Below are 22520 nucleotides of genomic sequence, written 5' to 3' on the forward strand. Positions count from 1 at the left end.
GCGGCACGGAACTGCGCCGCTCGCAGCGGACGCCGGAGTTAACCCCACGGAAACCTCGGCTCCGTAAGGTATTAACCACCCGCCGCCCGCCCGAACGAGGATGTCCCCGCATGCGCTCAGCTCCCACCCGTCACCCGTCCGGAGCCGCGCGCTCCGGGGCCCTCGCCGTCGTGGCGGGCCTCTCCGCCACCGCGGTCCTCGGCCTCGGTGCCGCGCCCGCGTCAGCCGCCGAGGGAGACGTCGCGATCGACGTCTACTCGATCAACGACTTCCACGGCCGCCTCGAGACCACGTCGTCCACCGCGGGCGCCGCCGTGATCTCCGGCGCCTTCCAGCAGGCGAAGGCCGCGAACCCGAACAGCACGCTGATCAGCGCGGGCGACAACATCGGCGCGTCGACCTTCACCTCGCTGTCGCAGCAGGACGAGCCGACCCTCGACGCGCTCAACGCCATGGGCGTCTCCGTCTCCACCCTCGGCAACCACGAGTTCGACCAGGGCCGCGACGACGTCGACGGCCGCGTCACGGACCACTCCGACTTCCCCTACATCTCGGCGAACCTCTACGAGAAGGGCACGACGGAGCACGCCTACGCCGCGTACGACGTGCAGGACATCGACGGCGTGCGCGTCGCGTTCGTCGGCGCGACGACCGAGGCGCTGCCCGAGCTCGTGAGCCCGGCCGGGATCGCGACGCTCGACGTCGGCAGCGTCGTCGACGCCTCCACCGCCACCGCCCGCGCGCTCCGCGACGGCGACGACGCGAACGGCGAGGCCGACGTGGTCGTGCTCGTCGTGCACGAGGGCGCGTCCACCTCCGACGAGTCCTCGCTCACCGACGGCTCGGTCTTCGGCCGCATCGTCACGGGCGTGCAGGCCGACGTCGACGCCGTGATCTCGGGCCACACCCACCTCGGCTACGACTACGAGCTGCCCGTGGCGGGCAAGGCCCTGCCGCTGCCCGTGCTGCAGACCGGCAGCTACGGCACGAACCTCGGGCACCTGTCGCTCACGGTGGATCCCACCACGAAGGCCCTCACGTCCATCTCCTCCGAGCTCGTGCCGCTCCTCACCGCGGAGGGGAAGCCGGCGTTCCCGGCGGATCCCGCCGTGCAGCGCATCGTCGACGACGCGGTCGCGAAGGCCGAGGTCATCGGCAGCCGCACGGTCGGCGAGATCACCGGCGACGTCACGCGCGCCCGCCAGGCCGACGGCTCCGAGAACCGCGGCGGCGAGTCCACCATCGGCAACCTCGTCGCCGACGCGCAGCTGTGGGCCACGCAGGCGGACCTCGGCACCGAGATCGCGTTCATGAACCCGGGCGGCGTCCGCCAGGACCTGACCGTCGCGTCCTCGGGCGCGGGCGACGCGGAGGGCGAGGTGACCTACAAGGAGGCCGCCATCGTGCAGCCGTTCGCCAACACGCTCACGACGGCGAAGATCACGGGCGCGGGGATCAAGACGGTGCTGGAGCAGCAGTGGCAGCCCGAGGGGTCGTCGCGTCCGTTCCTCAAGCTCGGCCTCTCGCGCGACCTCACCTACACGTACGACCCGACGGCCGCGCCCGGCGAGCGGATCACGGGCGTGTTCTTCCGAGGCGCGCCGGTGGATCCCGCGCGCGTCTTCACGATGGTCGCCAACAGCTTCCTCGCGGAGGGCGGCGACAACTTCACGGAGCTCGCCAACACGACCGGGCAGAGCGACTCGGGTCGCGTGGACCTCACGGCCTTCGTGGACTACATCACCGAGTTCTCGCCCGTCGAGCCCGACTCGGCGACGCGCTCCATCGGCATCGTCGACACCACGGGCGCGGCTCCCCGCGCCGGCCAGGAGCGCTCCTACGAGCTGTCCTCGCTGCTCGTCTCGAACGCGCCCGTGCAGGACACCGAGGTCGTGACGCTCATCGACGGCGAGGAGGTCGCGCGCACGCCGATCGACGCCGCCGTGGTCGACACGACCGACGAGCAGGGGCGCGCGAGCGTCCGGTTCACGGTGCCGGCCGGCCTCCCGGCGGGACCGCACCAGCTCGCGTTCCTGCTGCCGAGCACGGGCGCCTCGGTGCTCTACGCGCTCGACACGTCGGCCGGATCCGTCGTCCCGTCCGGCACGGGGACGGTGCCCGCGCCGAGCTCCGAGCCGACGCTCGCGGCGACCGGATCCGAGTCCGGCCCCGTGCTCGGCGCCTCGCTCGTGGCGCTGGTCCTCGGCCTCGCGCTGGTCGCCTTCCGCCGCCGGATGTCGTCGGCCGCGCGCCGCTGACGCGGGAGCGTCCGTGACGGACGGGGCGGGTGCCGGACGACCGGCGTCCGCCCCGTCCGCGCATCCGCCCCGGCCTACGCTGGAGCGGTGTTCGAACTCCACCACCTCAGCGCCCAGGACCAGTGGGACCAGCTCCAGCGCGGCGAGGTCACCCCGACCGAGCTCGTGACCCACTACCTCGAGCGCATCGAGCGGCTGGATCCGGGCCTCGGCGCCTTCACGACCGTCACGGCCGACCGCGCCCTCGCACGCGCTCGGCACGTCGAGCGCGAGGTCCCGCGCACCGCGCCGCTCTGGGGCCTGCCGTTCGGCGACAAGGACCTCTCGGAGCGCGCCGGCGTCCGCACCACCTTCGGCTCGCGTCTCTTCCGCGACCACGTCTCCGACCGCACCGACGCGATCCCGCAGGCGCTCGACGACGCCGGCGGCATCAGCCTCGGCAAGACCAGCGCGCCGGAGTTCGGCCTGCCGTCGTACACGGAGAGCCTCGTCGCGCCGCCCGCGCGCACGCCGTGGGACACCGCGCGCGGCGCCGGCGGATCCAGCGGGGGAGCGGCCGTCGCCGTCGCGGCGGGCCTGCTGCCCTTCGCCCCGGGATCCGACGGCGGCGGCTCGGTGCGCATCCCCGCCGCGGCCACCGGACTCGTCGGCCTCAAGCCGTCGCGCGGCCTCGTGCCCGCGGGATCCGGCCAGGAGTCGCTCGCCGGACTCGTCGTGCCCGGGCCGCTCGCGCGCAGCGTCGCGGACGCGGCCATGCTGCTCGACGGGATGATCGGCCGGGTCAACGGCCGCATCCCGCACCCCTTCACGCTGCGCGCCCCCGAGGATCCCGACGGCGACCTGCTGGGCGCGGCCGTCCGCGGCGAGGGCCGCTTCCAGATCGGCGTGATGACGACGACCCCGTGGGACGACGCCTACGAGATCGTGCGGGACGCGTCCGCCGACGACGCGCTCGCGCTCGCCGTGCGCGAGCTGGCGACCATGGGCCACGGCCTCGAGGACCTCGCGCTCCGCCCCGACCCCACCTACGCGCCCGCGTTCCGCACCATCTGGCAGGCCGGTGCCGCGGGGATCCCCGCCGAGGGCGGCCAGCTCGACCTCCTCGAGCCGCTCACGCGCTGGCTCGTCGAGCGCGGCCGCGCCCTCAGCGCACGCGACCTCGCCCGCGCGCTGGCCCAGCTCGCCGCCTACGAGCGCAGCGTCATCGCCCAGTTCGCGCACGTGGACGCCGTGCTCACGCCCGCGCTCGCGCAGGAGCCGCGGCCGGTCGGCTGGTACGACGCCGAGGACGGCGAGCGGAACTTCGCGCAGCAGGTCGCGTACACGCCGTACACGTCGTTCGCGAACGTCACGGGCCTGCCCGCCATCACGCTGCCCGTGCACCTCACCGACGACGGCCTGCCCATGGGCGTGCAGCTCATCGGGCGGCCGGGCGGCGAGGCGACGCTCCTCGCGATCGGCCGGCAGCTCGAGCGGCGGCTGCACTGGCAGCGGCGGCACCCGCCGCAGTGGTGACCGGCCGGATCAGACGAGCCCGCCGACGCCCTTGACGATCGCCGTCACCGCGCCGGCGAACGAGATCACCAGCACGGCCGCACGGGCGCCCGGCGCCGGGATCCGCGGCGCCAGCAGCGTGCCCGCGCCGACGCCCGCGACGAGCGTCACCACGATCCCGCCCCACGCGGCCGCGCCGAGGTCCGGCCAGCGGTCGGGCGCGAGCGCGAGCTTCGTGATCAGCGACACGGCGCCCGTGGTGAGGAAGAACGGCTGCAGCGTGGCCGCGAACGGGCGCTGCTCCCACCGGCTGACGACCGCGTAGACGCTCACGCTCGGGCCGCCGATCCCGGCGGCCGCGTTCATCACACCCGCCGCGAAGCCGAAGCCGGCCATCACGCCCGGCCCGTCGACCACCCGGGTCGTCCGCCGCAGCACGAGCGAGGTGGTGAGGGCCGCCACGAGCAGCAGGCCGATGCCGATCTCGAGCGCCGGCTCCGGCAGCAGGTAGGCGAGGAGAGCGCCCGGCACGATCGCCACGACCGCGGGCCCCGCGAGGAGCAGGTAGCGGCGCCACTCCACGTGGCGTCGCACGGCCGACAGCACGAGCGACGCGGAGAGCACGCTGCACAGGTTGACGATCATCACGCCGTCGAACGGCCCGAGCAGGATCACGAGCACGGGCGCCACCACGAGCGCGAAGCCGAGGCCGGTGACGCGCTGCGCCACCGCGCCGACGAAGACGGCGAGGAGGACGGGGGCGATCACCCTGACATCCTCCCGTGGATCCCGGTCCCGATCCGCCGCCCGCCCTCGCCCCCGAAGGTAAGGGATGCCATACTTAGGCTGTGCTTACCTCCACCGCGACCCTCGCCAGCAGCACGGCAGCCGCCGAGGCCGTGGTCGCGGAGCAACCCGCGGTGGAGCGTCCCGCCTACCGGCCGTTCGCGGCCCGGGTCGCGCGCACCGAGCGCGTCAGCCCCACGTTCCTCCGCATCACGTTCCAGAGCGACGACCTGCGCGACTTCGGCGACGAGTGCCTCGACCAGCGCATCAAGCTGCTGCTCCCGGTCGCCGAGCACGGCCTGCCGGATCTCACCGGCGTCGGCGGCGACGACTGGTTCGCCTGGTGGCGCGCCCTGCCCGACGCCGAGCGCAACCCGCTCCGCACCTACACGTCCCGCGCGGTCCGCCGCGAGCTCGGCGAGGTCGACGTCGACTTCGCGCTGCACGGCGACATGGGTCCCGCCTCCCGCTGGGCGGGCTCCGCGCGGCCCGGCGACGAGATGGTCGTCATCGGCCCCGACGCCCTGAGCCCCGCCCGCGGCCTCGGCATCGAGTGGCACCCGGGCGCCGCGCGCTCGCTGCTCCTCGCGGGCGACGAGACGGCCGCCCCCGCCATCTGCAACATCCTCTCCTCCCTCCCGGACGACGCCGTGGGCTGCGCCTTCATCGAGGTGCCCGTCACGGGCGACCGCCTCGAGGTGCGCGTGCCGAAGGGCGTGCACCTCACGTGGCTGCCGCGCGACGGCCGCCCGAACGGATCCCGCCTCGAGGAGGCCGTGCGCCACTGGGTCGACTGCCACGTGAAGGTCGGCGCCATCGCCGCCCCCGAGTTCGCGCTGGCCGAGGATGCGCAGCCGCTCGCCGAGGACGACGCCGAGGCCATCGTCTGGGACGCGCCGGTCGTCCACGAGGGCTCCACGCTCTACGCCTGGCTCGCGGGCGAGTCCGGCTGCATCAAGGCCATGCGCCGCTTCCTCGTGCGCGACACCGGCATCGACCGCCGGCAGGTCGCCTTCATGGGCTACTGGCGCCGGGGCGCGGCGGAGGGATCCTGACCATGGCCGGAGCCACACGCTCGCGCACGCGCAAGGACGTGAAGCGCCAGGTGCTGCTCGTCACCGACGAGACCGGCCTCGCCGAGACGCAGGCCGCGCTCGCCGCCCTGCCGCTGTGCACGCGCGGCAGCGTGTTCGTCGAGGTGCCGGACGCCGCGGTCGAGGTCGTACTCGTGCACCCGCCGCGCATGGTCGTCACCGTCATCGCGCGCGACGGCCGCGGGGTCGACGGCGCGCCCGCCGAGCCGATGGCCGCGGTCGCCCGGGCCGTCGGCGCGTGGGCCAGCGAGATGATGGTCTTCTCCGCGCCGCTCTCCGACGAGCACCCGGTCACCGAGGTCAGCGTGCTGCTCGGCGGCCACGTCGGCGGACACGACGACCTGCTGCACCTGCTCGCGACGCGCTGACGCGGATCCGCCGGCTGCGATGCGCGGCGCGGCGGGCAGGGCGCCTCAGCGCGGCAGGCGCTCGTCCGTGCCCGCCGCGAGCTCCAGCGCGGCCCACAGGTCGCGGCCGAGCTGCGGGTCCGCCGCCTGCGCCGTCGTCTTCCCGTCGGGCGTCAGCTGGTCGAAGTACGTGCCGTTCGGCGCGGCCAGGTCGGGCACCGACGCGAGCTGCACGAGCGGCACCGCTCCCGCCTCGGCGGAGATGCCGTAGGCGCCCATCGAGAGCGCGAGCAGCGCCTTCATCACGGTGCTGTCGGATCCGAACGACGTGCGCACGAGGCCCGGGTGGAACGAGTACGCCTCGATGCCGCGCGGGCCGACGCGCTCGGCGAGCGTGCGCATCATCAGGATCATCATCGCCTTCGACGTGCCGTACGCCTGCCAGCCGCCGAGCCAGGGGCGCTTCCGCCAGTCGAGGTCGTCGAGGCGGACGCGGCCCCACAGGTTCGCGCGGCTCGCGGTGCCGAGGACGCGCACCGGGCTCTCGTCGACGCCGAGCGCGGCCTGCGTCTCCTCCAGGCGGGGGAGGAGCAGGCGCGTGAGGAGGAACGGCGCGAGGACGTTGCGCTGGAACGTCGTCTCGTGCCCGTCGACCGTCATGGCGCGCCGGGGCACGAGGCTGCCGGCGTTGAGGACCAGCACGTGGATCCGCGGGCACGTCTCGAGCAGCGTCCCGGCCAGCGCGCGCACCTCGTCGAGCCGGTCCATGTCCGCGATGGCGTGCCGCGCGCCGAGCGCCGCAGCGACGCCGCGCGTCCGCTCGGGATCTCGACCCACGACGACCACGTCGGCGCCGCGCGCGTGCAGCTCCCGGGCGGCGATGCGGCCGATGCCGGAGCTCGCGCCCGTGAGGACGACCGTGCGTCCGTCGAGCGGCCCGCTCACCGGTAGCCGCCCTTCTCCAGGCCGGCCTCGATCTCGAACCGGTTCCGCAGCGGATCCCGCCCCGCCCACCAGTAGAGCAGCGGCATCAGCAGCCCGTACCGCCGCCACTGGACGACGTGCACGGCCTCGTGCTCGAGCACCGCGGGCCCCGCGTTGTCGCGCGTGAGGTAGACACGCCCGACGCACGTCCCGCCGCGCCCGAAGACCCAGGACGGCAGGCCCGTCAGGACGATGAGGTCGCCGTGGCGGCGCACCTCGCCCGTGCTCAGCGGCAGGCCGATCGCGAGGCCGACCGCGGTGGCGACGCCGCTGCCCGCGCGCGAGAGCGGCGAGTCCAGCAGGACGCCGCGGAGGGCTCCCGCCGCGGCGCCGACGCCGGCCCGGATCACGCGGTCGGCCGCCCGTACGTCTCGAGGAGGCGCAGCCAGATCTCGCTGATGGTGGGGTACGACGGCACGGCGTGCCAGAGGCGCGTGAGCGGCACCTCGCCGACGACCGCGATGGTGGCGGAGTGCAGCAGCTCGGCGACGTCCTGGCCGACGAACGTGACGCCGACGATGACGCCGCGGTCCTCGTCGACGACCATGCGCGCCTTCCCCGTGTAGCCGTCGGCGTGCAGGCTCGAGCCCGCGATGGATCCGAGGTCGTAGTCGACGACACGCGTGCGGATCCCGGCGTCCTCAGCCGCCCTCGCCGTGAGGCCGACGCTCGCGACCTCGGGGTCGGTGAACGTGACCTGCGGGACGGCGCGGTGGTCGGCGGTCGCGACGTGGACGCCCCAGGGGGAGTCGTCGACCGCGCCGCCGGTCGCGCGCGCGGCGATGACGTCGCCGGCGGCGCGCGCCTGGTACTTGCCCTGGTGGGTGAGGAGCGCGCGGTGGTTGACGTCGCCCACGGCGTACAGCCACGGCGTCTCCGCGTTGACCTCGCCCGTGACGAGCATGGTGTCGTCCACGTCGAGGTACGCGCCGGCCTCGAGGCCCACGGTGTCGAGCCCCAGGTCCTCCGTGCGCGGGATGCGACCGGTCGCGACGATCACCTCGGCGGCCGTGACGGCCGATCCGCCGTCGATCGCGATCGTGACCCGGTCGCCCTCGCGCGTCACGCGGGAGGGCGAGGCGCCGAGGCGCACGTCGACGCCCATGTCGCGCAGGCTGTCGCCGACGAGCTCGCCCGCGAAGGGCTCCTGGCCGGCGAGCAGGCCGCTGCGCGCGATGATCGTGACCGTGCTGCCGAGCGAGGCGTACGCGGTGGCCATCTCGGCCGCGACGACGCCGCCCCCGATGATGACGACCGAGTCCGGCACGACCTCCAGGGCGGTGGCCTCGCGGCTCGTCCAGGGCTGCGCCTCGGCGAGGCCCGGGATGTCGGGGAGGAGGGCGGCGGTGCCGGTGGACACGGCGACCGCGTGGGTCGCCTCGTGCTCGGTGACGGATCCGTCGGGCGCGGTGACCGTGACGCGGCGCGGCCCGGAGATGCGCCCGTGGCCGCGCGCGAGGTCGATGCCGATGCCCTCGAGCCAGCTCACCTGCCCCTGGTCGTCCCAGGAGCTGGTGAAGGAGTCGCGGCGCTTGAGCACGGCGGCCACGTCGAGGTCGCCCGTGACGGCCTCCTTGGATCCGGCGACGGCGCGCGCGGCGCGGAGTGCGCTGCCCGAGCGGAGGAGCGCCTTGCTGGGCATGCAGGCCCAGTAGGAGCACTCGCCTCCCACGAGCTCGGACTCGACGACGAGCACGGAGAGCCCGCCCTGCTTCGCGCGGTCGGCGACGTTCTCGCCGACGGGGCCGGCACCGATGACGATGAGGTCGTAGGAGGTCATGGTCCCGACCCTACGCCCGGCGTCCGTCACGCCAGCCGGGCGGCTTCGGTCGGCGGATCAGCGGCCGGCGAAGTCCGCGGGACGGCGCTCGGCGGCCGCGCGCATGCCGCGTGCCGCGTCCTCGGATCCCGCGAGCCGCACGAGCTCGGCGGGGAGCGCTGCGGCCGCGGCCCCGTGCCCGTCGCGGACGGCGGCGCGGGCATTGCGGAGGGTCGCCTGCACGGCAAGCGGGGCCTGCGCGGCGATGCGCTCGGCGATCCCGATCGCCGCCTGCAGCTGCTCGCCGTCGGGCACCACGAGTTGCACGATGCGCATCCGCCTGGCCTCCTCCGCGTCGAACGGGTCGCCTGTGAGGATCCAGCGCATGGCGTCGCCCCAGCCCGCGACCGCCGGGAAGCGGAGGGTCGCGCCGCCGAACGGCAGGATCCCGCGCGCGACCTCGATCTGCCCGAACCGCGTGCCGGCGGCCGCCACCACGACGTCGCTCGCGAGGGCCAGCTCGATGCCGAGGGTGAGGCACGTGCCCTGCACCGCGAGCACCACGGGCTTGCCGACGCCCGCATCCGCCATCCGCCACGGGTCGACGCCGTCGTCCGGCACGCTGTCGAGCCCGCCGCCGGGGCCCTGCCCGATGTGCGGGGCCACGTCCGCGAGGTCGAGCCCGCCGGTGAAGTGGTCGCCGATCGCGTGCACGACGCCGACGCGCAGCTCCGCGTCCCGGTCGAGCAGGCCGTAGGCGCTCGCGAGCTCGCGGAGCATCCGCATGTCGGCGGCGTTGCGCTTGGCGGGCCGGTCGAGGCCGATGAGCAGCAGGTGACCGCGCCGCTCGACGCGCACCCGGGGCGCGTCGTCGGCCGGGGGCTCGGCGGGGGATGCGGTGCGGGCGTCGTCGCTCACGGCGGTCTCCTTCGATCGTCCGCCCCAGCCTCGCAGGGCCGGGCGCGCGGCGCGACCACCCGGTCGGGTCACACGGGCCCGGTCAGCGCCCCGATGATCCGCAGGATGGTGCCCATGTCCTCCACGGCCGCCGCGGGGGAGGAGGGCGCGAACTCGGTGATCCCCGCGCCCGCGAGCTCGAACGACCGGCGCAGCGCCTTGATCGACTCGGTCACGACCTGCACGTCGAGCCCGAACGGCTCGGGGTATCCCACGCCGGACATGGCACCGGGGTCGAGCACGTCGAGGTCGACGTGGATGTAGACGCGCTCGGCGCCGGTCGCGGCCACCGCGGCGACGAGCGCCTCGGGCCCCACGGCGTCGGCGCCGAGGAGCGCGATCCCGCGCGACTCGACGAGGTCGGACTCGGTGTCGTCCAGCGCGCGCACGCCGGCGAGCACGACGCGGTCGGGCGTGACGGTGCCCGCGGCGAGATCCAGCCCGTCGACGCCCTCGCCGATGACGGCGCGCAGCACCATGCCGTGGAAGGCGCCGCTCGGGGAGGAGGCGGGGGAGTTGAGGTCGGCGTGGGCGTCGAGCCACACGACCGCGAGGCCGGGATGCGCGGCGGCCGCGTGCCCGATGGACGCGATCTCCACGCCGCAGTCGCCGCCGACGGTGACGACGGGGGACGCGCCGGACGCCGTCGCCGCCTCGAGCGCCGCCTCCTGGCGGGTGCGCACCGCGAGCAGCGACGCGTAGCGGAGCACGCCGGTGCCGAGCGACTCGCCCGCCTCGACGGGCACGTCGACGACGTGCGTGGCGGACGCGGGCAGGTCGCCGCGGATGGCCTCGGCGCCGTCCGCGAGCCTCATGGCGCGGGACGAGCCCGAGCCCTGCCATTGGGGGACGACGACGAAGGAGGCGGGCACACCCCAGTATCGCCTGGCAGGGCGGACATGGCGATGCCCGCCGTCTCCGCGGGAGCGGGGAGGGCGGGCATCGGCCGGGGAGGGCGACGGCTACATGTCGCGGTAGCGCTTCGCCTCGGCGAGCGCGGTGCGCAGGCCCGCGGCGTCGAGCTTCGGGCCGTAGCCGGGGGTGTCGCGCTGGATGCGCCAGCCCTCCGCGAGGGGTCCCGCGTCGACCGTGTCGTAGCCGAAGGAGTCGAGGATCGAGGTGACGGTCGCCTTGGCGTCGGCGTCGTCGCCCGCGATCACGAGGGCGCGGCGGTCGGGCGTGCCGGCGGGCGTGGCGTGCTCGGTGAGGTCGGCCGCGTAGATGTGGTTGAACGCCTTGACGACCTTCGACTCGGGCAGGTGCCGCTGCAGCATCTCCGCGGTCGTCGTGGTCTCGTCGTCGAGCTCGGCGATGTGGCCGTCGCGCTCCGGGTAGTAGTTGTCGGTGTCGATCACGATCTTGCCCGCGAGGGGCGCGACGGGGACGCTGCCGATGTCCTTCAGCGGGATGGTGACGACGACGATCTCGCCGGCCTCGGCGACCTCCTGGACGGTGGCGGCGCGCGCGTGCTCGCCGAGCTCGTCGATCAGGTCGGTGAGGGTCTCCGGGCCGCGCGAGTTCGCGATGACGACGTCGTGGCCGGTGGAGGTGAAGAGGCGGGCGAGCTGGCTGCCGATGAGTCCGGCGCCGATGATTCCGATGTTGGTCATGTCGAGGGGAACCGGATCCGCGGGGGCGGAATTCCCCGGATGACGACGCCGGGACGACGACGGGCGCCGCCCCGGAGGACGGCGCCCACGCATCGTGCGGTCGACTACTCGCCGGACGTGACCTGCTTCGGCGCGGATCCGCCGGACTTGAGCGCGGCGAGGCGCGCCTCGACCTCGGTCAGCTCGCCGAGGTCCTCGAGCTCCTCGAACTGCGCGTCGAGACTGGAGGCCTGCAGCTCCTCGGCGCCTCGGACGCGGGCCTCCTCGCGGCGGATCTTCTGCTCGAAGCGGCTGACCTCGCTGGTGGGATCCATGATGTCGATGCTCTTCATGGCGTCCTGCACCTGCGACTGCGCCTGCACGGTCTTCTGGCGGGCGTTGAGCTCGTCGCGCTTCGACGACAGCTGCTGGAGCTTGCCGCGCATCGTGTCGAGGCCCTGCTTGAGCTTCTCGACGACCTCGGTCTGCGACGCGATGGTCGGCTCCGCGCCCTTCGCCTCGCTCTCCGACTGCATCTGGCGCTGCAGCGCGACGCGGGCGAGCGCGTCGAACTTGTCGGCGTTCGGGGTGTTGCCGGCGTTGCGGTACTCGTCCGCCTTCTGGCTGGCGGCGAGGGCCTTGCGACCCCAGTCCTGCGCCGCCTGGACGTCCTCGCGGTGGTCATCCTCGATCATGCGCAGGTTGCCGATGGTCTGGGCGACGGCGCTCTCGGCCTCTCTGATGCTCTCCGTGTAGTCGCGGACCATCTGGTCCAGCATGAGCTGCGGATCCTCGGCCTGGTCGATGAGGTTGATGATGTTGGCCTTCGCGAGCTGGGCGATGCGGCCGAGGATGGACTGCTTGGACATGGGTGCTGCTCCTTCTCGTCTGGTGCTTCGTCGGAATGGGTTGATCATGGGTCGCTCTCGTTCTCGTCGTGCTGCTGGTCGTCGCTAGAAGTCGCCGCCGCCGAAGCCGCCGCCTCCGCCGAAGTCGCCCCCGCCGAAGCCTCCGCCGCCTCCGCCGCCGAAGCCGCCCCCGCTGAAGCCGCCTCCGCCGCCACCCCAGCCGCCGCCGCCGCTCAGGAGGCCGCCGATGATGCCGCCCATGATCGCGCCGCCGAAGGCGTCGCCGCCTCCGCCGCGGCCGCCCATCATGCCGCCGCCGTAGCCGCCGTATCCGCCGCCCTGGTCGAGGTCGCGCTGCGCGGCCTCGATGGCCTGCGCGGAGTACGAGGTCGCCGCCTGCGCCGCGGCCACGGCGCGCACCGGATCCCGCGGAGCGGCCTCGTGCGCGTCGTCGAGCGCCCGCTGGGCGTGCGCGAGACGCGTGCGCGCCTCCTCGCCGACGCCGCCGCGGCGGGTCGAGATGAAGTCGCGGGCCGTGGCCACCTGGCTCTCGGCGGTCGACAGCGCGCGCGGCAGGTAGCCGATCGCGTGCTGCACCTGCTCCTGCTGCTCCCGCACGGGCGCGAGCGCCTCGTCGAGCCGGGCCTCCGCCTCCTGCAGCAGCGTGACGCTCGTGAGCGGATCGGCCAGCCGGCCCTGCAGCGGCTTCGCGTCGGCGATGGCCTGCTCGGCCGCCTCCACGAGCCGGGTCAGCTCAGGCATGCGCCCGCCGCGCTGGGCGGCGCGGGCGTCCTGGATGTCGCTGCGGACGTCCGCGATCTCCTCCTGCACGCGCGTGGACGCGTGCTCGAGGTCGGAGGACACGCGGTCGACGCCGTCGAGGAGCTTGCCGGCCTGGCCGACCGCCTGCTGCGCCGCCCGCACCTTCACCGCGATCTCGCCCGTGGACGCGCGGTCGCCCGCGCGGATCGCCTCGGCGGCCTCCTGGGCGGTGTCGGTCGCGAAGGAGAGGAGCGAGCGGGCCTGGTCGACGTTGCCCGTGACGGTCGTCATCGACGGGCCGGCGTAGCGGCGACCGAGGAGGTCCACCGCCTCCTGCGTCCGCTCGATGCGGGACTTCAGCGACTCCGCGTCGGTGACGATGGCGGCCAGCGTCTGCGGCGCGTTCTGCTCGAGCGCGCGCAGCTCCTCGAACGACGCGGCCTGCGCGTCGAGCTCGGCCCGCGCCTCCTCGCACAGGTCGACGATGCGCGCGGCCCACGCGCGGCGCTCCTCGTCGGTGTCCTCGATGGTGTCGTCGAGCTTCTGCTTCAGCGCGAACGCCTCGCGGACCTTGCCGCCCGCCGACGCGAGCACCTCCCTGTACGGGCCGACCGCAGCGGATCCGAACTCCGCCTCCGCGAAGCCCACCTCCTGCTCGCTGGTCTCGAGCGCGTCGTCCAGCTGCACGAGCATGCTGCCGGCGCGCTGCTCGGCCGTCTTCATCTCCGCGAGGGCGGCCTGGCGCTTCGCGGCGACGGCCTTCCGCTTCTTCCGGCGGCCGAGGAGGGTCGTGACGACGGCGGCCAGGAGGATCGCGCCGAGCACGTAGAGGAGGACGAGGCCGAAGTCGATGCCGGAGTCGTTGGCGGAGGAGGGGGTGGATCCCGTGCCGGTCTCGGCGACCGTGCCGGTCTGGGAGATGGACCGGAGGCCCTGGGCCGTGTCGATCGCCGCGCCGGACCAGTCGCCGTCGCTCAGGCGCGGCTTGACCACCTGGTCCGTGAGCTGCGTCCGCTGCGCCACGGACACGCTGTCCGGGACGCCGAGGGTGAACTGGCGTCCGTCGACGGCGACGGCGAGGATCGCGTCGGTCGACCCGAAGCCGTTGGCCTCCTTCGTCGCCTGCCCCCAGGCCGCCTGGTTCGCCGCTCCCGTGAACGTGTCGACGTACGCGACGTGGAGCGTGACCCCGGTCTGCTCCCGGAGCTGGTCGATCGCCTGCTGGATCTGCTGCTCCTGCGCGGACGTGACGGCGTCGACCGGGTCGAGGATCGAGGCCCCGCCGAAGCCCACCGGCTCCGTCGCCTGGGCGGACATCGGCACCATGGCGCCGGCCAGGCCGAGCGCGAGCGCGGCCCCGATCAATCTCGCGGACCGCGGCATGCGACTCCTCCGTCGTCTCAAGTTCGTGCTCCATCCAGGCTAGTGGCGCGGGTGCGTGCGGTGGCCGTGAGGATGATGGCCACGCGGTCCACGCGGCCCACGCGGGTCACGCGATCTCCGTGGTCGTGCGGTCGCGCGGATCCCAGCGGCGGAGGCCCGCGGCTTGGGCGTCGAGCGGGTCGATGCGGCCGAGCGCCTCCACGGCGGCGCCGAGCTGCTCGGTCGTGAGCCGCAGGGCGACCGTGACGTGCGGCGTCCACGATCCGGGTCGCGTGTGCGGGACGACCTCGACGGGCGCGGCGTCCGCGTCCGCGTCGGCTGTCGCCTGGTCGACGGCCGCGTGGATCCGCACGTGGAGGTCGAGCAGCACCTGGTCCACCACCACCTGCCGCGCGAGCACGAGGCCCCGCGGTGGGACGCCGAACACCACGAGCCCGCCGAGCCGGAGCGTGGGCAGGGGAGCGGTGGCGGCGAGGGCGCGGACGGCGTCGTCCGCGGACCCGCCGAGATCCGAGGCCGCCAGCAGCGTCACGTGCGGGCGGTTGGTCTCCCCGGCGTGGTCGGCGAGGCTCGGCAGGCCGGCGTCGGCGAGGGCGCGCCACGACGCGCGGATCGCGGCGTCGGATGCCGCGTCCAGCGTGAGCTCGAGGCTGCCGGCGCTCAGCGGCGGGGCGGTGTCGCGGGCGGGGTCGGACCCTGGCCGCCGCGGCCGCCGTCGGGGCCGAGCTTGCGCAGCTGGTCGTCGGCGGCCTGGCGCGCCTTTTGGATCTTGTCGGCGTGCTTGCTGCCGGTGGCCTTGTCGGCGATGCCGGACACCTTGTCGATGGCGGTGCGGCCGACGTCCTGGCCCTTGGACGTGCGCAGGAAGCCGGCGGCGGCGGCGGCGATGCGGGACAGCTTCACGGGTGGTCTCCTCTGGAGGGGATCGGGTGGGCCGCCGGGCCCGGGCGGCGCGGCGGTCGTCCTTCGTCCATCCTGGCGTGCTGCGCCTGTGCTGGAGCACTGAGTCTCCCCGGCAGAGGGAATGCGTCGGTGCTCCCGGCCCGTGGCGTCGGCACGGCGGGCCTCGTCGCCGGTGCTACCCTGGATCCGCGCTCGCGCGCACCCTGGCCCCCATAGCTCAGGGGATAGAGCACTGCCCTCCGGAGGCAGGGGCGGAGGTTCGAATCCTCCTGGGGGCACACCTTCCCATATCCCGTGTTGGTGCGGTGAGAGGCCGGTCCCGTCAGCGGGGCCGGCCTCTCGTGCATCCGGGGACGCGCATGGACTCCTCGACGCCCGAGCGCGGCGGCGGGATCCGCCGGCTGGGCCGCTGCGACGGTGTCGCGCAGGGCTGCGTGGAGGGGGTCGCATCGCCTCGACGTGCGCTCGCGGAGCGGCAGGGGCGGAGGACGCGTGAACACACGCGGCGGGAACCCGAGACGGGTCTCGGGTTCCCGCCGCGTGGTGCTGGGCCCAACTGGGGGAGCGGGCCTGAGGAACAACCTAGTGGAGCACGGGCGCGACGACCACGCGGACCGGTACTGGAAAAATCCAGTGGCAGCCCGACCAATCCGATTACCGCAGGAGGTCGAACGCGCGTCCCGCGTGCCGCATCATGCGACGACGCGCCACCGCTGGCGGGTCCGCCCTGCTCTCCTCCTCCGTGGACCGCGTGTCCGCGGCCGGTCGGCCTAGGCTCGGCGCATGGCAGACGACGACGACGACGACACCCCGGTCCGCGACCTCCTGAAGGGCGCGAAGCCGAAGCCCCACGACTTCCCCGAGGTCGACCCGGCGCACCTGCCCGAGGATCCGATCGACCTCGTCATCGACTGGATCCGCGACGCCGTCGCCCACGACGCCGCCGAGCCCAACGCGGTCGTCCTCGCCACGGCCGACGCCGACGGACGTCCGAGCGCGCGCACGCTGCTGCTCAAGGACGTGACGCCCACGGTCGACGACGAGCCCGGAGCGCTCTGGTTCTCCTCGCTCGCCGACAGCCCCAAGGGGCGCGACCTCGAGGCCAACCCACGGGCGGCGCTCGTCGCGTACTGGCGGGAGCGCGGGCGCCAGATCCGCGCGACCGGTCCCGTCTTCCACGGCGAGCGCGAGGTGAGCCAGCGGGACTTCCTCTCGCGGCACCCGTCGTCCCGCGCCGAGGTCATCGCGGGCGACCAGAGCGAGCCGATGCCCGACGCCGCCGAGCGCGACACGCGGATCGCCCGGGCGCGGGAGGCCGTGGAAGCCGATCCGGAGCTCGTCGCCGAGTCGTGGCGCGCGTACGTGCTCCAGCCGACGGTCGTCGAGTTCTGGCAGGCGACCGAGGACCACGGGCAGCTGCGGATCATGTACCGGTCGGGGCCGGACGGATCCTGGTCGCACACGCTCGTCTGGCCCTGAGGCCCGACGCCGCCGACGCGTGTTGCGGAACATGACGCGCGGCGTGCGATCCCGCGGGCGACGCCGCACACTGGATCCATGCCCGCCTCCCTCCGCCTCGCCGTCGTGCAGGTGACCCGCTCCCGCCCCGAGGCCGCCGCGTACAACACGCTCGTGCAGGGGCTCAACGCGCGCGTCGCCGAGGTCGCCGACGAGGCCGGCTGGCTGGTCGAGAACATCGCCGCGGAGGACGAGGGCGTCGAGGCGCTGCTCGCCCGCACGCGCGAGGCCGACGCGGTCGTCATCATGGGCGGCGAGGACGTCGCCCCGCGCTTCTACGGCGGGCCCGCCGAGTACGAGGGCCGCTCGACGCACCGCGAGGTCGCCGACGCCGGTCAGATCGCGCTCGTCCGCCGCGCGGTCGCGGAGGGCACGCCGCTGCTCGGCATCTGCCGCGGCGCCCAGATCGTCAACGTCGCGCTCGGCGGCACCCTGCAGCAGCACATCGAGGGCGTCGGGGAGCACCGCAACGACGCGACGGAGATCACGGCGGTCATGCGCGACCACGACGTGCGGGTCGCCGCGGGCAGCCGGCTCGCCCGCGTGCTCGGATCCACCGAGGTCGTCGTGCGGAGCGCGCACCACCAGGCGGTCGACCGCCCGGGCACGGGGCTCCGCGTCGTCGCGGTGGCGCCCGACGGCGTGCCGGAGGCCGTCGAGCACGAGAGCGCGCCCGTCATCGGCGTGCAGTGGCATCCGGAGGACCCGGGCGCCGCGCGCGACCAGCTGCCCGCCCTGCTCGACGCGCTCGCCGCAGCCTGCGCGCTGCGCGAGCCCGCCGAGACCGCGCGCACCGCGGCCGCCTGAGCCGACACCGACCCGGACGACCGCGGCGCGCACGGCGACGCCGCTCGGGTCAGGGCATCACGTCGCCGCTGTTGGGCCCGAGCGTCTGGCCGACGAACAGGTTGCCGTCGGGATCCGCCGCCAGCAGCACCGCGGTCGGCGCGACCTCGTCGACCGTGCCGAAGCGGCCGAGCGGCAGCTCACGGCGCTTGGCGTCCTTCCAGTCCTCCGAGATGGCGTCGACGAGGGGCGTGGAGATCGGTCCCGGCGCGATGACGTTCGCGAGCACGTTCGAGCCGGACACCTCGAGCGCGAGCGACTTGGTGAACGCGATGACCCCGGCCTTCGCGGCCGCGTAGTGCGCGAGCCCCACGCCGCCCTTCTGGCCGAGCTGCGAGGCGACCGTGATGATCCGGCCGTCGCGCCGCTCGAGCATCTCCGGCAGCACGGCGCGCGTGAGGAGGAACACGCTCGTGAGGTCCACGTCCATCGTGCGCTGCCAGGTCGCCAGGTCCATCTCCGCGACGGGCGCCTCGGTGAGGATGCCGTGCGAGTTGACGAGCACGTCGATCCGGCCGAGCAGCCGCCCGGCCTCCGCGACGGCCTCGGCGACCCGGTTCTCGTCGGACACGTCGGCCGTGACCGCGCCGACCGCGCCCATCCGCCGCGCCCCCTCGTGCACGGCGGGGGAGAGGTCGAGCAGCACGACCTCGGCGCCCGCGAGCACGAAGTGGCGCGCGATGGCCGCGCCGATCCCGCTGGCCGCGCCCGTCACGAGCGCGGTGCGCCCGCGGAGCCGGTCGCTGCGGGGCACGGACGCGCTCACTCCTGCATCCGGATCGTCAGGCCGCCGTCGACGGTGAGCGTCTGCCCCGTCACGTAGGCGGCGTCGTCGGAGGCGAGGAACGCGATGACCGACGCGACCTCCTCGGGCCGGCCGACGCGTCCGGCGGGGATCCTGTCGCCCGCGCGCCGGAGGCCGTCGGCCCCGAGGGAGTTCACCGCGTCGAGCGACTGCGGCGTCTCGATGAGGCCCGGGATCACGGTGTTCGCCCGGATCCCGCGCGGCGCGAGCTCCACGGCCGCGCTCCGCACGAGTCCGACGACCCCGGCCTTGGCCGTCGCGTAGTGCGCGTGGTCGCCCCAGCCGTAGACGCCGCCCGCGATGGACGACACCGCCACGATCGAGGAGCCGCGGCCGAGGAGCGGCTCGGCCGCGCGGATCACGCGCATCACGCCGCCGAGGTCGACGCCCAGCACCTCGTCCCACCGCTCGTCCGTCATCGCGCCGAGGGGCGCGCGGCGGAGGATCCCGGCGGCCGCGACCACGTGGTCCACCTGGCCGTACTCCTCGAGCGCGGCCCGCACGAACGTGTCGACGGACGAGGTGGACGCCACGTCGAGGTCCACCGCGATGCCCGTGCCGCCGACCGCGCGCACGGCCTCGAGGGTCGCGCCCGCGTCGTGCGGGTCGCCGGGGAAGCGGCCGACGACCACGCGGTCGCCCCGGGCGGCGAGGCGCACGGCGGTCGCCCGCCCGATGCCGGAGGCCCCGCCTGTGATGAGCGCGACGGGTGCCGCGCCGGTCACGCGGCCGCCTCGCGCGTCTCGCCCGTGGGCTTCGCGAGCAGCATCACGAGCGCCGAGGCGAGGATGCCGCCCGCGCCCACCCACAGCGCGGCCTGGCCGAACGACATCGCGCTCGCCGTGAGGCCGGTGAGCAGGAAGCCGCCGATGATGGCGCCGGGCTGGCTCATCGCGCCGATGAAGCTGGATCCGGTCGCCCGGCAGTCGCTGTCGAAGCAGCCGGCCTGGAAGAACAGGATCGCCGCGTACGGCCCGAGCAGGAAGAACAGGCCGACCATGTAGGCGCCCATCACGAACGTCGGGTCGTCGGGCCCGAGCAGCATGACCGCGAAGGCGAGCCCCGCGACGAGCCAGCCGCCCACGATGACGTTGCGACGGCCGAGCCGGTCGCCCAGCCAGCCGTGCGCGAGGTAGCCGAGCACGCCCACGCAGTTGGACGCGATGATCAGCAGCAGCGCGTTGGACGCGTCGATGTGCTTGCCCGACTCGAGCACGGTGGTGCCGAGCACGGAGAAGGTCTGGATCCCGAACCAGTTGAGCAGCCACGCCACGCTCAGCACGATCGTGCTGCGGAGGTGCTCGCCCTGGAAGATGCGCGCGATGGGGGCGGACCTCTGCACGTCGAGCCCGGTGGCGCGCGCGAACGCGGCCGCCTCGTCGTGCAGGCCCGCGGCGCGCAGACGCCGGATCCGCTGCTGCGCGACGAACTGCGGGCTCTCGCGGAGCGTGAGGCAGATCGCGGCGACCACGAGCGCGGGTACGGTCGCGAGGCCGAAGGCGATGCGCCAGCTGCCCGGCCCGAACGCCGTCGTGATGAGGCCGACGAACGCGGCGGCGAGCAGGGCGCCGAGCGGCCAGCCCGTCTGCACCATCGCGTAGACGAAGCCCTTGTTGCGCCGGATCCTGTCGTCCTCCGTCTGCTCGTAGATCTCGTTGAGGTACGTGGCGTTGATGGACTGCTCGGCGAGGCCCAGGCCGCTGATGCTGCGGATCCCGACGAGCGAGACCGCCCCGGCGCTCAGCGCGGTCGCGCCCGACGACAGCGCCGTGCCGGTGACGGACACGACCATGCCGACGCGGCGGCCGAGCCGGTCGACCATCGGGCCGACGAGCAGCACGACGACCGCGGTGCCGACGCTGACCAGGGTCGAGACGAGCAGCGACTCGCTCGTGTCCCAGCCGAAGTCGCGGGAGATGTCGGGCAGCAGCGTGCCGAAGAGGATGAAGTCGTAGACCGCGATGGTCCACGCGAGGAAGGCGGTGCCCGTGACCCGGCGGGTCTGGCGGACGCTGACCTTCTCGAGGCCGGCGGGCTGCGCGCCGGCGGGGGCGGCGTCCGCGGATGCGGTGCCGGGACGGGAGGTGTCGGTGCTCATGGTGGTGGTCTCCTGCGGTCGGTCGGTCGGGTCGCGGGTCAGGGGACGCGCGGGGTGCGCGGGGAGCGTCGCTGGAAGTCCTGGGCGATCTCGTCGAAGGTCGCCCAGCGGACGCCCTCGTGCGAGTTGATGTGGGCGATGAGCCGCTCGAGCATGAGGAGCACCTGCGGGCGGCCCGAGACGTCGGGGTGGATCGTGAACGTGAAGACGCCGTAGTCCTGCTCGCGGTAGACCCAGTCGAACTGGTCGCGCCACATCTCCTCGAGGTGGCGGGGGTTCACGAAGCCGTGGCTGTTCGGGCTGCCCTTGACGAACATCATGGGAGGCAGGTCGTCGAGGTACCACGACGCGGGGATCTCGACGAGGTCGGTCTCCTCGCCGCGCACGAGCGGGTGCATCCAGCTGGCCGCGTCCTTCGTGTAGTCGACGCCCTGCCAGGTGTCGCCGACGCGCACGTAGTACGGCTCGAAGTCGCGGTGCATGAGGGAGTGGTCGTAGCGGATCCCGCGCTCGATGAGGAGCTCGTTCGTCACGCGCGAGAACTCCCACCACGGCGCGACGTAGCCCGTGGGGCGACGGCCGGCGCGCGACTCGATGAGCTCGATGGAGCGGTCGAGCACGTCCGCCTCCTGCTGGCGCGACATCTCGATGGGGTTCTCGTGGCTGTAGCCGTGCGCGCCGATCTCGTGCCCGGCGGCGACGACCTGGTCGAACTCGCGCGGGAACGTCTCGATGGAGTGGCCCGGCCAGAACCAGGTGGAGGGGAGGCCGTGCTTGGCGAGCAGCGCGTTGAGGCGCGGCACGCCGACCTCGCCCGCGAACAGGCCGCGGGAGATGTCGCCGGGCGAGTCCTGCCCGCCGTACGAGCCGAGCCAGCCGCTCACGGCATCGACGTCGATGCCGAACGCGATGATGATGTCCTTGGCCATGGGGGTCCTCTCGGGTGATGGGTCAGGCCGGCAGGGCGCCGGCCGGGGTGGGGATGGTGGTCGCGGGGTCGGCGGCGGCGGCCAGCAGGCGGCGCGCCTCGTCGACGGGGTGGTGGTCGAGCAGGAGGGCCACGAGGATCCGGGCCTGCGCGACGGAGAGGCGGCCGATCGGCACGGCGCCGGCGCGCACGGCGTCGACCCCGCCGCCGTCGCCGTAGATCGCGGCCACCTGGCCCTCGGCCACGCGCGTGCCGAGCGCGACGAGGACGCCGGCGTCGACGGCCGCCGCGATCTCCGGCACGAGCGCGCGGTTCGCGTTGCCGGCGCCCGTGCCGATGACGACGAGGCCGGCGGCGCCCACGGCGGTCGCGGCGCGGAAGAGCACGGCGTCGGCGCCGGGGTGGACGCTGACGCAGTCCACCCGGATCCGGTCGAAGCGCGGGCTGGGCGCGGGGAGGAGCGGCAGCGCGCGCGGCCGGCGTGTCAGCCGGACGCCGTCGCCGACCACGCGTCCGAGGGGCGCGCCGTCCCGGGCGGCGAAGGCGTCGGGATCCAGCGTGCGGGCCTTCACCAGGCCGTCGGCGGCGAGGACGCGGGAGGCGAACACGGCGAGCACGCCGGCCCCGCGCGCCTCGGACGACGCGGCGACGACGATGGCGTCGCGCAGGTTGCCGGGTCCGTCGCCCTCCGGGTCGTCGGCCGAGCGCTGGGCGCCCGTGAGTACCACGGGCCGCGGGTCGTCCGTCACCAGGTCGAGGAGGAAGGCCGTCTCCTCGAGGGTGTCGGTGCCGTGCGTCACGACCACGCCGTCCACGTCGTCCCGCGCGAGCGCCTCGGCGACCGCGCCCGCGATGGTGCGCAGGTCGCCGTGCGTCAGCGCGAACGAGTTCACACGGAGGACGTCGCGGGTGGCGACGGTGACGCCGGGCGGGAGGGCGGGCACGGATCCGAGCAGGCGCTCGGCGGGATCGGCGGCGACCGCGGATCCGTCGGCGCGTGCGCGCGAGGAGATGGTCCCGCCGGTGGCGAGCACGAGGACGTGGGGCATGCGGACGATCCTGCGATGCACAAACGATTGCGTCAATGGTTTGCGTCGAACGATCACGTTGCCGTCCTGTTGCGGGCGTGTTTCCCCGCCGGCCGCCCGCCGGCCACCCGCG

Annotated in this window: 22 protein-coding genes and 1 tRNA gene; 7 read left to right on the forward strand and 16 right to left on the reverse strand. The window is 74.5% G+C overall.

The features are described from left to right. The first annotated feature begins 110 nt into the window (after positions 1-110). Complete coding sequence (locus tag CMN_RS05345) at positions 111-2258, forward strand: bifunctional metallophosphatase/5'-nucleotidase (protein ID WP_015489826.1); 2148 nt, start codon at positions 111-113, stop codon at positions 2256-2258. An 87-nt stretch (positions 2259-2345) separates the two neighbouring features. After that, on the forward strand, positions 2346-3773 hold the full coding sequence (locus tag CMN_RS05350) for an amidase (protein ID WP_015489827.1): 1428 nt from the start codon (positions 2346-2348) through the stop codon (positions 3771-3773). A gap of 9 nt (positions 3774-3782) precedes the next feature. Here the strand turns inward: CMN_RS05350 and CMN_RS05355 are convergent, their stop codons facing one another. Then, on the reverse strand, positions 3783-4520 hold the full coding sequence (locus tag CMN_RS05355) for a sulfite exporter TauE/SafE family protein (protein ID WP_015489828.1): 738 nt from the start codon (positions 4518-4520) through the stop codon (positions 3783-3785). A gap of 131 nt (positions 4521-4651) precedes the next feature. On the opposite strand from CMN_RS05355, the gene CMN_RS05360 reads away from it, so the two are divergent. After that, a complete protein-coding gene (locus CMN_RS05360) occupies positions 4652-5593 on the forward strand; it encodes a siderophore-interacting protein (protein ID WP_015489829.1) in 942 nt (313 codons plus the stop codon). 2 nt (positions 5594-5595) lie between these two features. After that, on the forward strand, positions 5596-6000 hold the full coding sequence (locus CMN_RS05365) for an SIP domain-containing protein (RefSeq protein ID WP_015489830.1): 405 nt from the start codon (positions 5596-5598) through the stop codon (positions 5998-6000). Between the two features lie 45 nt (positions 6001-6045). On the opposite strand, the gene CMN_RS05370 is transcribed toward CMN_RS05365, so the two are convergent. The 10 genes from CMN_RS05370 to CMN_RS05415 form a co-directional block, all read right to left on the reverse strand. Next, positions 6046-6924: an SDR family NAD(P)-dependent oxidoreductase gene (locus CMN_RS05370; RefSeq protein ID WP_015489831.1), complete on the reverse strand. Its 879-nt coding sequence runs from the start codon at positions 6922-6924 to the stop codon at positions 6046-6048. After that, positions 6921-7313, reverse strand: a complete 393-nt coding sequence (locus CMN_RS05375; RefSeq protein WP_015489832.1) for a hypothetical protein — start codon at positions 7311-7313, stop codon at positions 6921-6923. Before CMN_RS05375 ends, CMN_RS05370 begins: the two co-directional genes overlap by 4 nt. Further along, positions 7310-8743, reverse strand: coding sequence for a dihydrolipoyl dehydrogenase family protein (locus CMN_RS05380; protein WP_015489833.1), 1434 nt, complete (start codon positions 8741-8743; stop codon positions 7310-7312). Before CMN_RS05380 ends, CMN_RS05375 begins: the two co-directional genes overlap by 4 nt. Before the next feature lie 57 nt (positions 8744-8800). Further along, on the reverse strand, positions 8801-9640 hold the full coding sequence (locus CMN_RS05385) for a crotonase/enoyl-CoA hydratase family protein (RefSeq protein ID WP_015489834.1): 840 nt from the start codon (positions 9638-9640) through the stop codon (positions 8801-8803). A 68-nt stretch (positions 9641-9708) separates the two neighbouring features. Further along, the gene (locus CMN_RS05390; RefSeq protein WP_015489835.1) at positions 9709-10551 is read right to left on the reverse strand and encodes an arginase family protein; all 843 of its coding nucleotides are present in this window, start codon (positions 10549-10551) and stop codon (positions 9709-9711) included. A gap of 90 nt (positions 10552-10641) precedes the next feature. After that, positions 10642-11289: an NADPH-dependent F420 reductase gene (locus CMN_RS05395; RefSeq protein WP_015489836.1), complete on the reverse strand. Its 648-nt coding sequence runs from the start codon at positions 11287-11289 to the stop codon at positions 10642-10644. A 104-nt stretch (positions 11290-11393) separates the two neighbouring features. After that, positions 11394-12137 (reverse strand): PspA/IM30 family protein, encoded by a 744-nt coding sequence (locus tag CMN_RS05400; protein WP_015489837.1) that lies wholly within the window; start codon positions 12135-12137, stop codon positions 11394-11396. An 84-nt stretch (positions 12138-12221) separates the two neighbouring features. Next, positions 12222-14261, reverse strand: a complete 2040-nt coding sequence (locus tag CMN_RS05405) for a TPM domain-containing protein (protein WP_015489838.1) — start codon at positions 14259-14261, stop codon at positions 12222-12224. Between the two features lie 106 nt (positions 14262-14367). Continuing rightward, positions 14368-14925: a 2'-5' RNA ligase family protein gene (locus tag CMN_RS05410; RefSeq protein WP_041465458.1), complete on the reverse strand. Its 558-nt coding sequence runs from the start codon at positions 14923-14925 to the stop codon at positions 14368-14370. After that, positions 14922-15164 carry an Rv0909 family putative TA system antitoxin gene (locus CMN_RS05415; protein WP_015489840.1) on the reverse strand — a complete coding sequence of 81 codons (243 nt, stop codon included), beginning with the start codon at positions 15162-15164 and terminating at the stop codon, positions 14922-14924. Before CMN_RS05415 ends, CMN_RS05410 begins: the two co-directional genes overlap by 4 nt. A gap of 206 nt (positions 15165-15370) precedes the next feature. On the opposite strand from CMN_RS05415, the gene CMN_RS05420 reads away from it, so the two are divergent. The 3 genes from CMN_RS05420 (at position 15371) to CMN_RS05430 (ending at position 17489) form a co-directional block, all read left to right on the forward strand. Then, positions 15371-15442 (forward strand) — tRNA-Arg (locus CMN_RS05420). Between the two features lie 505 nt (positions 15443-15947). Then, on the forward strand, positions 15948-16643 hold the full coding sequence (locus tag CMN_RS05425; protein ID WP_015489841.1) for a pyridoxine/pyridoxamine 5'-phosphate oxidase: 696 nt from the start codon (positions 15948-15950) through the stop codon (positions 16641-16643). Positions 16644-16721: 78 nt separating this feature from the next. After that, positions 16722-17489, forward strand: coding sequence for a gamma-glutamyl-gamma-aminobutyrate hydrolase family protein (locus CMN_RS05430; protein ID WP_015489842.1), 768 nt, complete (start codon positions 16722-16724; stop codon positions 17487-17489). 49 nt (positions 17490-17538) lie between these two features. Here the strand turns inward: CMN_RS05430 and CMN_RS05435 are convergent, their stop codons facing one another. The 5 genes from CMN_RS05435 to CMN_RS05455 are packed head-to-tail and all read right to left on the reverse strand — an operon-like array spanning position 17539 to position 22408. Next, positions 17539-18294: an SDR family oxidoreductase gene (locus tag CMN_RS05435; RefSeq protein ID WP_015489843.1), complete on the reverse strand. Its 756-nt coding sequence runs from the start codon at positions 18292-18294 to the stop codon at positions 17539-17541. Then, positions 18291-19058, reverse strand: coding sequence for an SDR family NAD(P)-dependent oxidoreductase (locus CMN_RS05440; RefSeq protein WP_015489844.1), 768 nt, complete (start codon positions 19056-19058; stop codon positions 18291-18293). Before CMN_RS05440 ends, CMN_RS05435 begins: the two co-directional genes overlap by 4 nt. Further along, entirely contained in the window at positions 19055-20431 is a 1377-nt protein-coding gene (locus tag CMN_RS05445; protein WP_015489845.1) for an MFS transporter, read from the reverse strand. Before CMN_RS05445 ends, CMN_RS05440 begins: the two co-directional genes overlap by 4 nt. A gap of 38 nt (positions 20432-20469) precedes the next feature. Beyond that, a complete protein-coding gene (locus tag CMN_RS05450; RefSeq protein WP_015489846.1) occupies positions 20470-21360 on the reverse strand; it encodes a polysaccharide deacetylase family protein in 891 nt (296 codons plus the stop codon). 22 nt (positions 21361-21382) lie between these two features. Further along, a complete protein-coding gene (locus tag CMN_RS05455) occupies positions 21383-22408 on the reverse strand; it encodes an asparaginase (RefSeq protein ID WP_015489847.1) in 1026 nt (341 codons plus the stop codon). Positions 22409-22520 lie beyond the last annotated feature (112 nt).

The organism is Clavibacter nebraskensis NCPPB 2581, assembly GCF_000355695.1.
Classification (GTDB): domain Bacteria; phylum Actinomycetota; class Actinomycetes; order Actinomycetales; family Microbacteriaceae; genus Clavibacter; species Clavibacter nebraskensis.

What these genes read in the sequence shown, in the direction of transcription:
- CMN_RS05395 (WP_015489836.1), bottom strand. Translation starts at nt 11,289, where the DNA reads ATGACCAACATCGGAATCATCGGCGCCGGACTCATCGGCAGCCAGCTC.
- CMN_RS05400 (WP_015489837.1), bottom strand. Translation starts at nt 12,137, where the DNA reads ATGTCCAAGCAGTCCATCCTCGGCCGCATCGCCCAGCTCGCGAAGGCC.
- CMN_RS05405 (WP_015489838.1), bottom strand. Translation starts at nt 14,261, where the DNA reads ATGCCGCGGTCCGCGAGATTGATCGGGGCCGCGCTCGCGCTCGGCCTG.
- CMN_RS05430 (WP_015489842.1), top strand. Translation starts at nt 16,722, where the DNA reads ATGCCCGCCTCCCTCCGCCTCGCCGTCGTGCAGGTGACCCGCTCCCGC.
- CMN_RS05365 (WP_015489830.1), top strand. Translation starts at nt 5,596, where the DNA reads ATGGCCGGAGCCACACGCTCGCGCACGCGCAAGGACGTGAAGCGCCAG.
- CMN_RS05345 (WP_015489826.1), top strand. Translation starts at nt 111, where the DNA reads ATGCGCTCAGCTCCCACCCGTCACCCGTCCGGAGCCGCGCGCTCCGGG.
- CMN_RS05380 (WP_015489833.1), bottom strand. Translation starts at nt 8,743, where the DNA reads ATGACCTCCTACGACCTCATCGTCATCGGTGCCGGCCCCGTCGGCGAG.
- CMN_RS05455 (WP_015489847.1), bottom strand. Translation starts at nt 22,408, where the DNA reads ATGCCCCACGTCCTCGTGCTCGCCACCGGCGGGACCATCTCCTCGCGC.
- CMN_RS05450 (WP_015489846.1), bottom strand. Translation starts at nt 21,360, where the DNA reads ATGGCCAAGGACATCATCATCGCGTTCGGCATCGACGTCGATGCCGTG.
- CMN_RS05445 (WP_015489845.1), bottom strand. Translation starts at nt 20,431, where the DNA reads ATGAGCACCGACACCTCCCGTCCCGGCACCGCATCCGCGGACGCCGCC.
- CMN_RS05425 (WP_015489841.1), top strand. Translation starts at nt 15,948, where the DNA reads ATGGCAGACGACGACGACGACGACACCCCGGTCCGCGACCTCCTGAAG.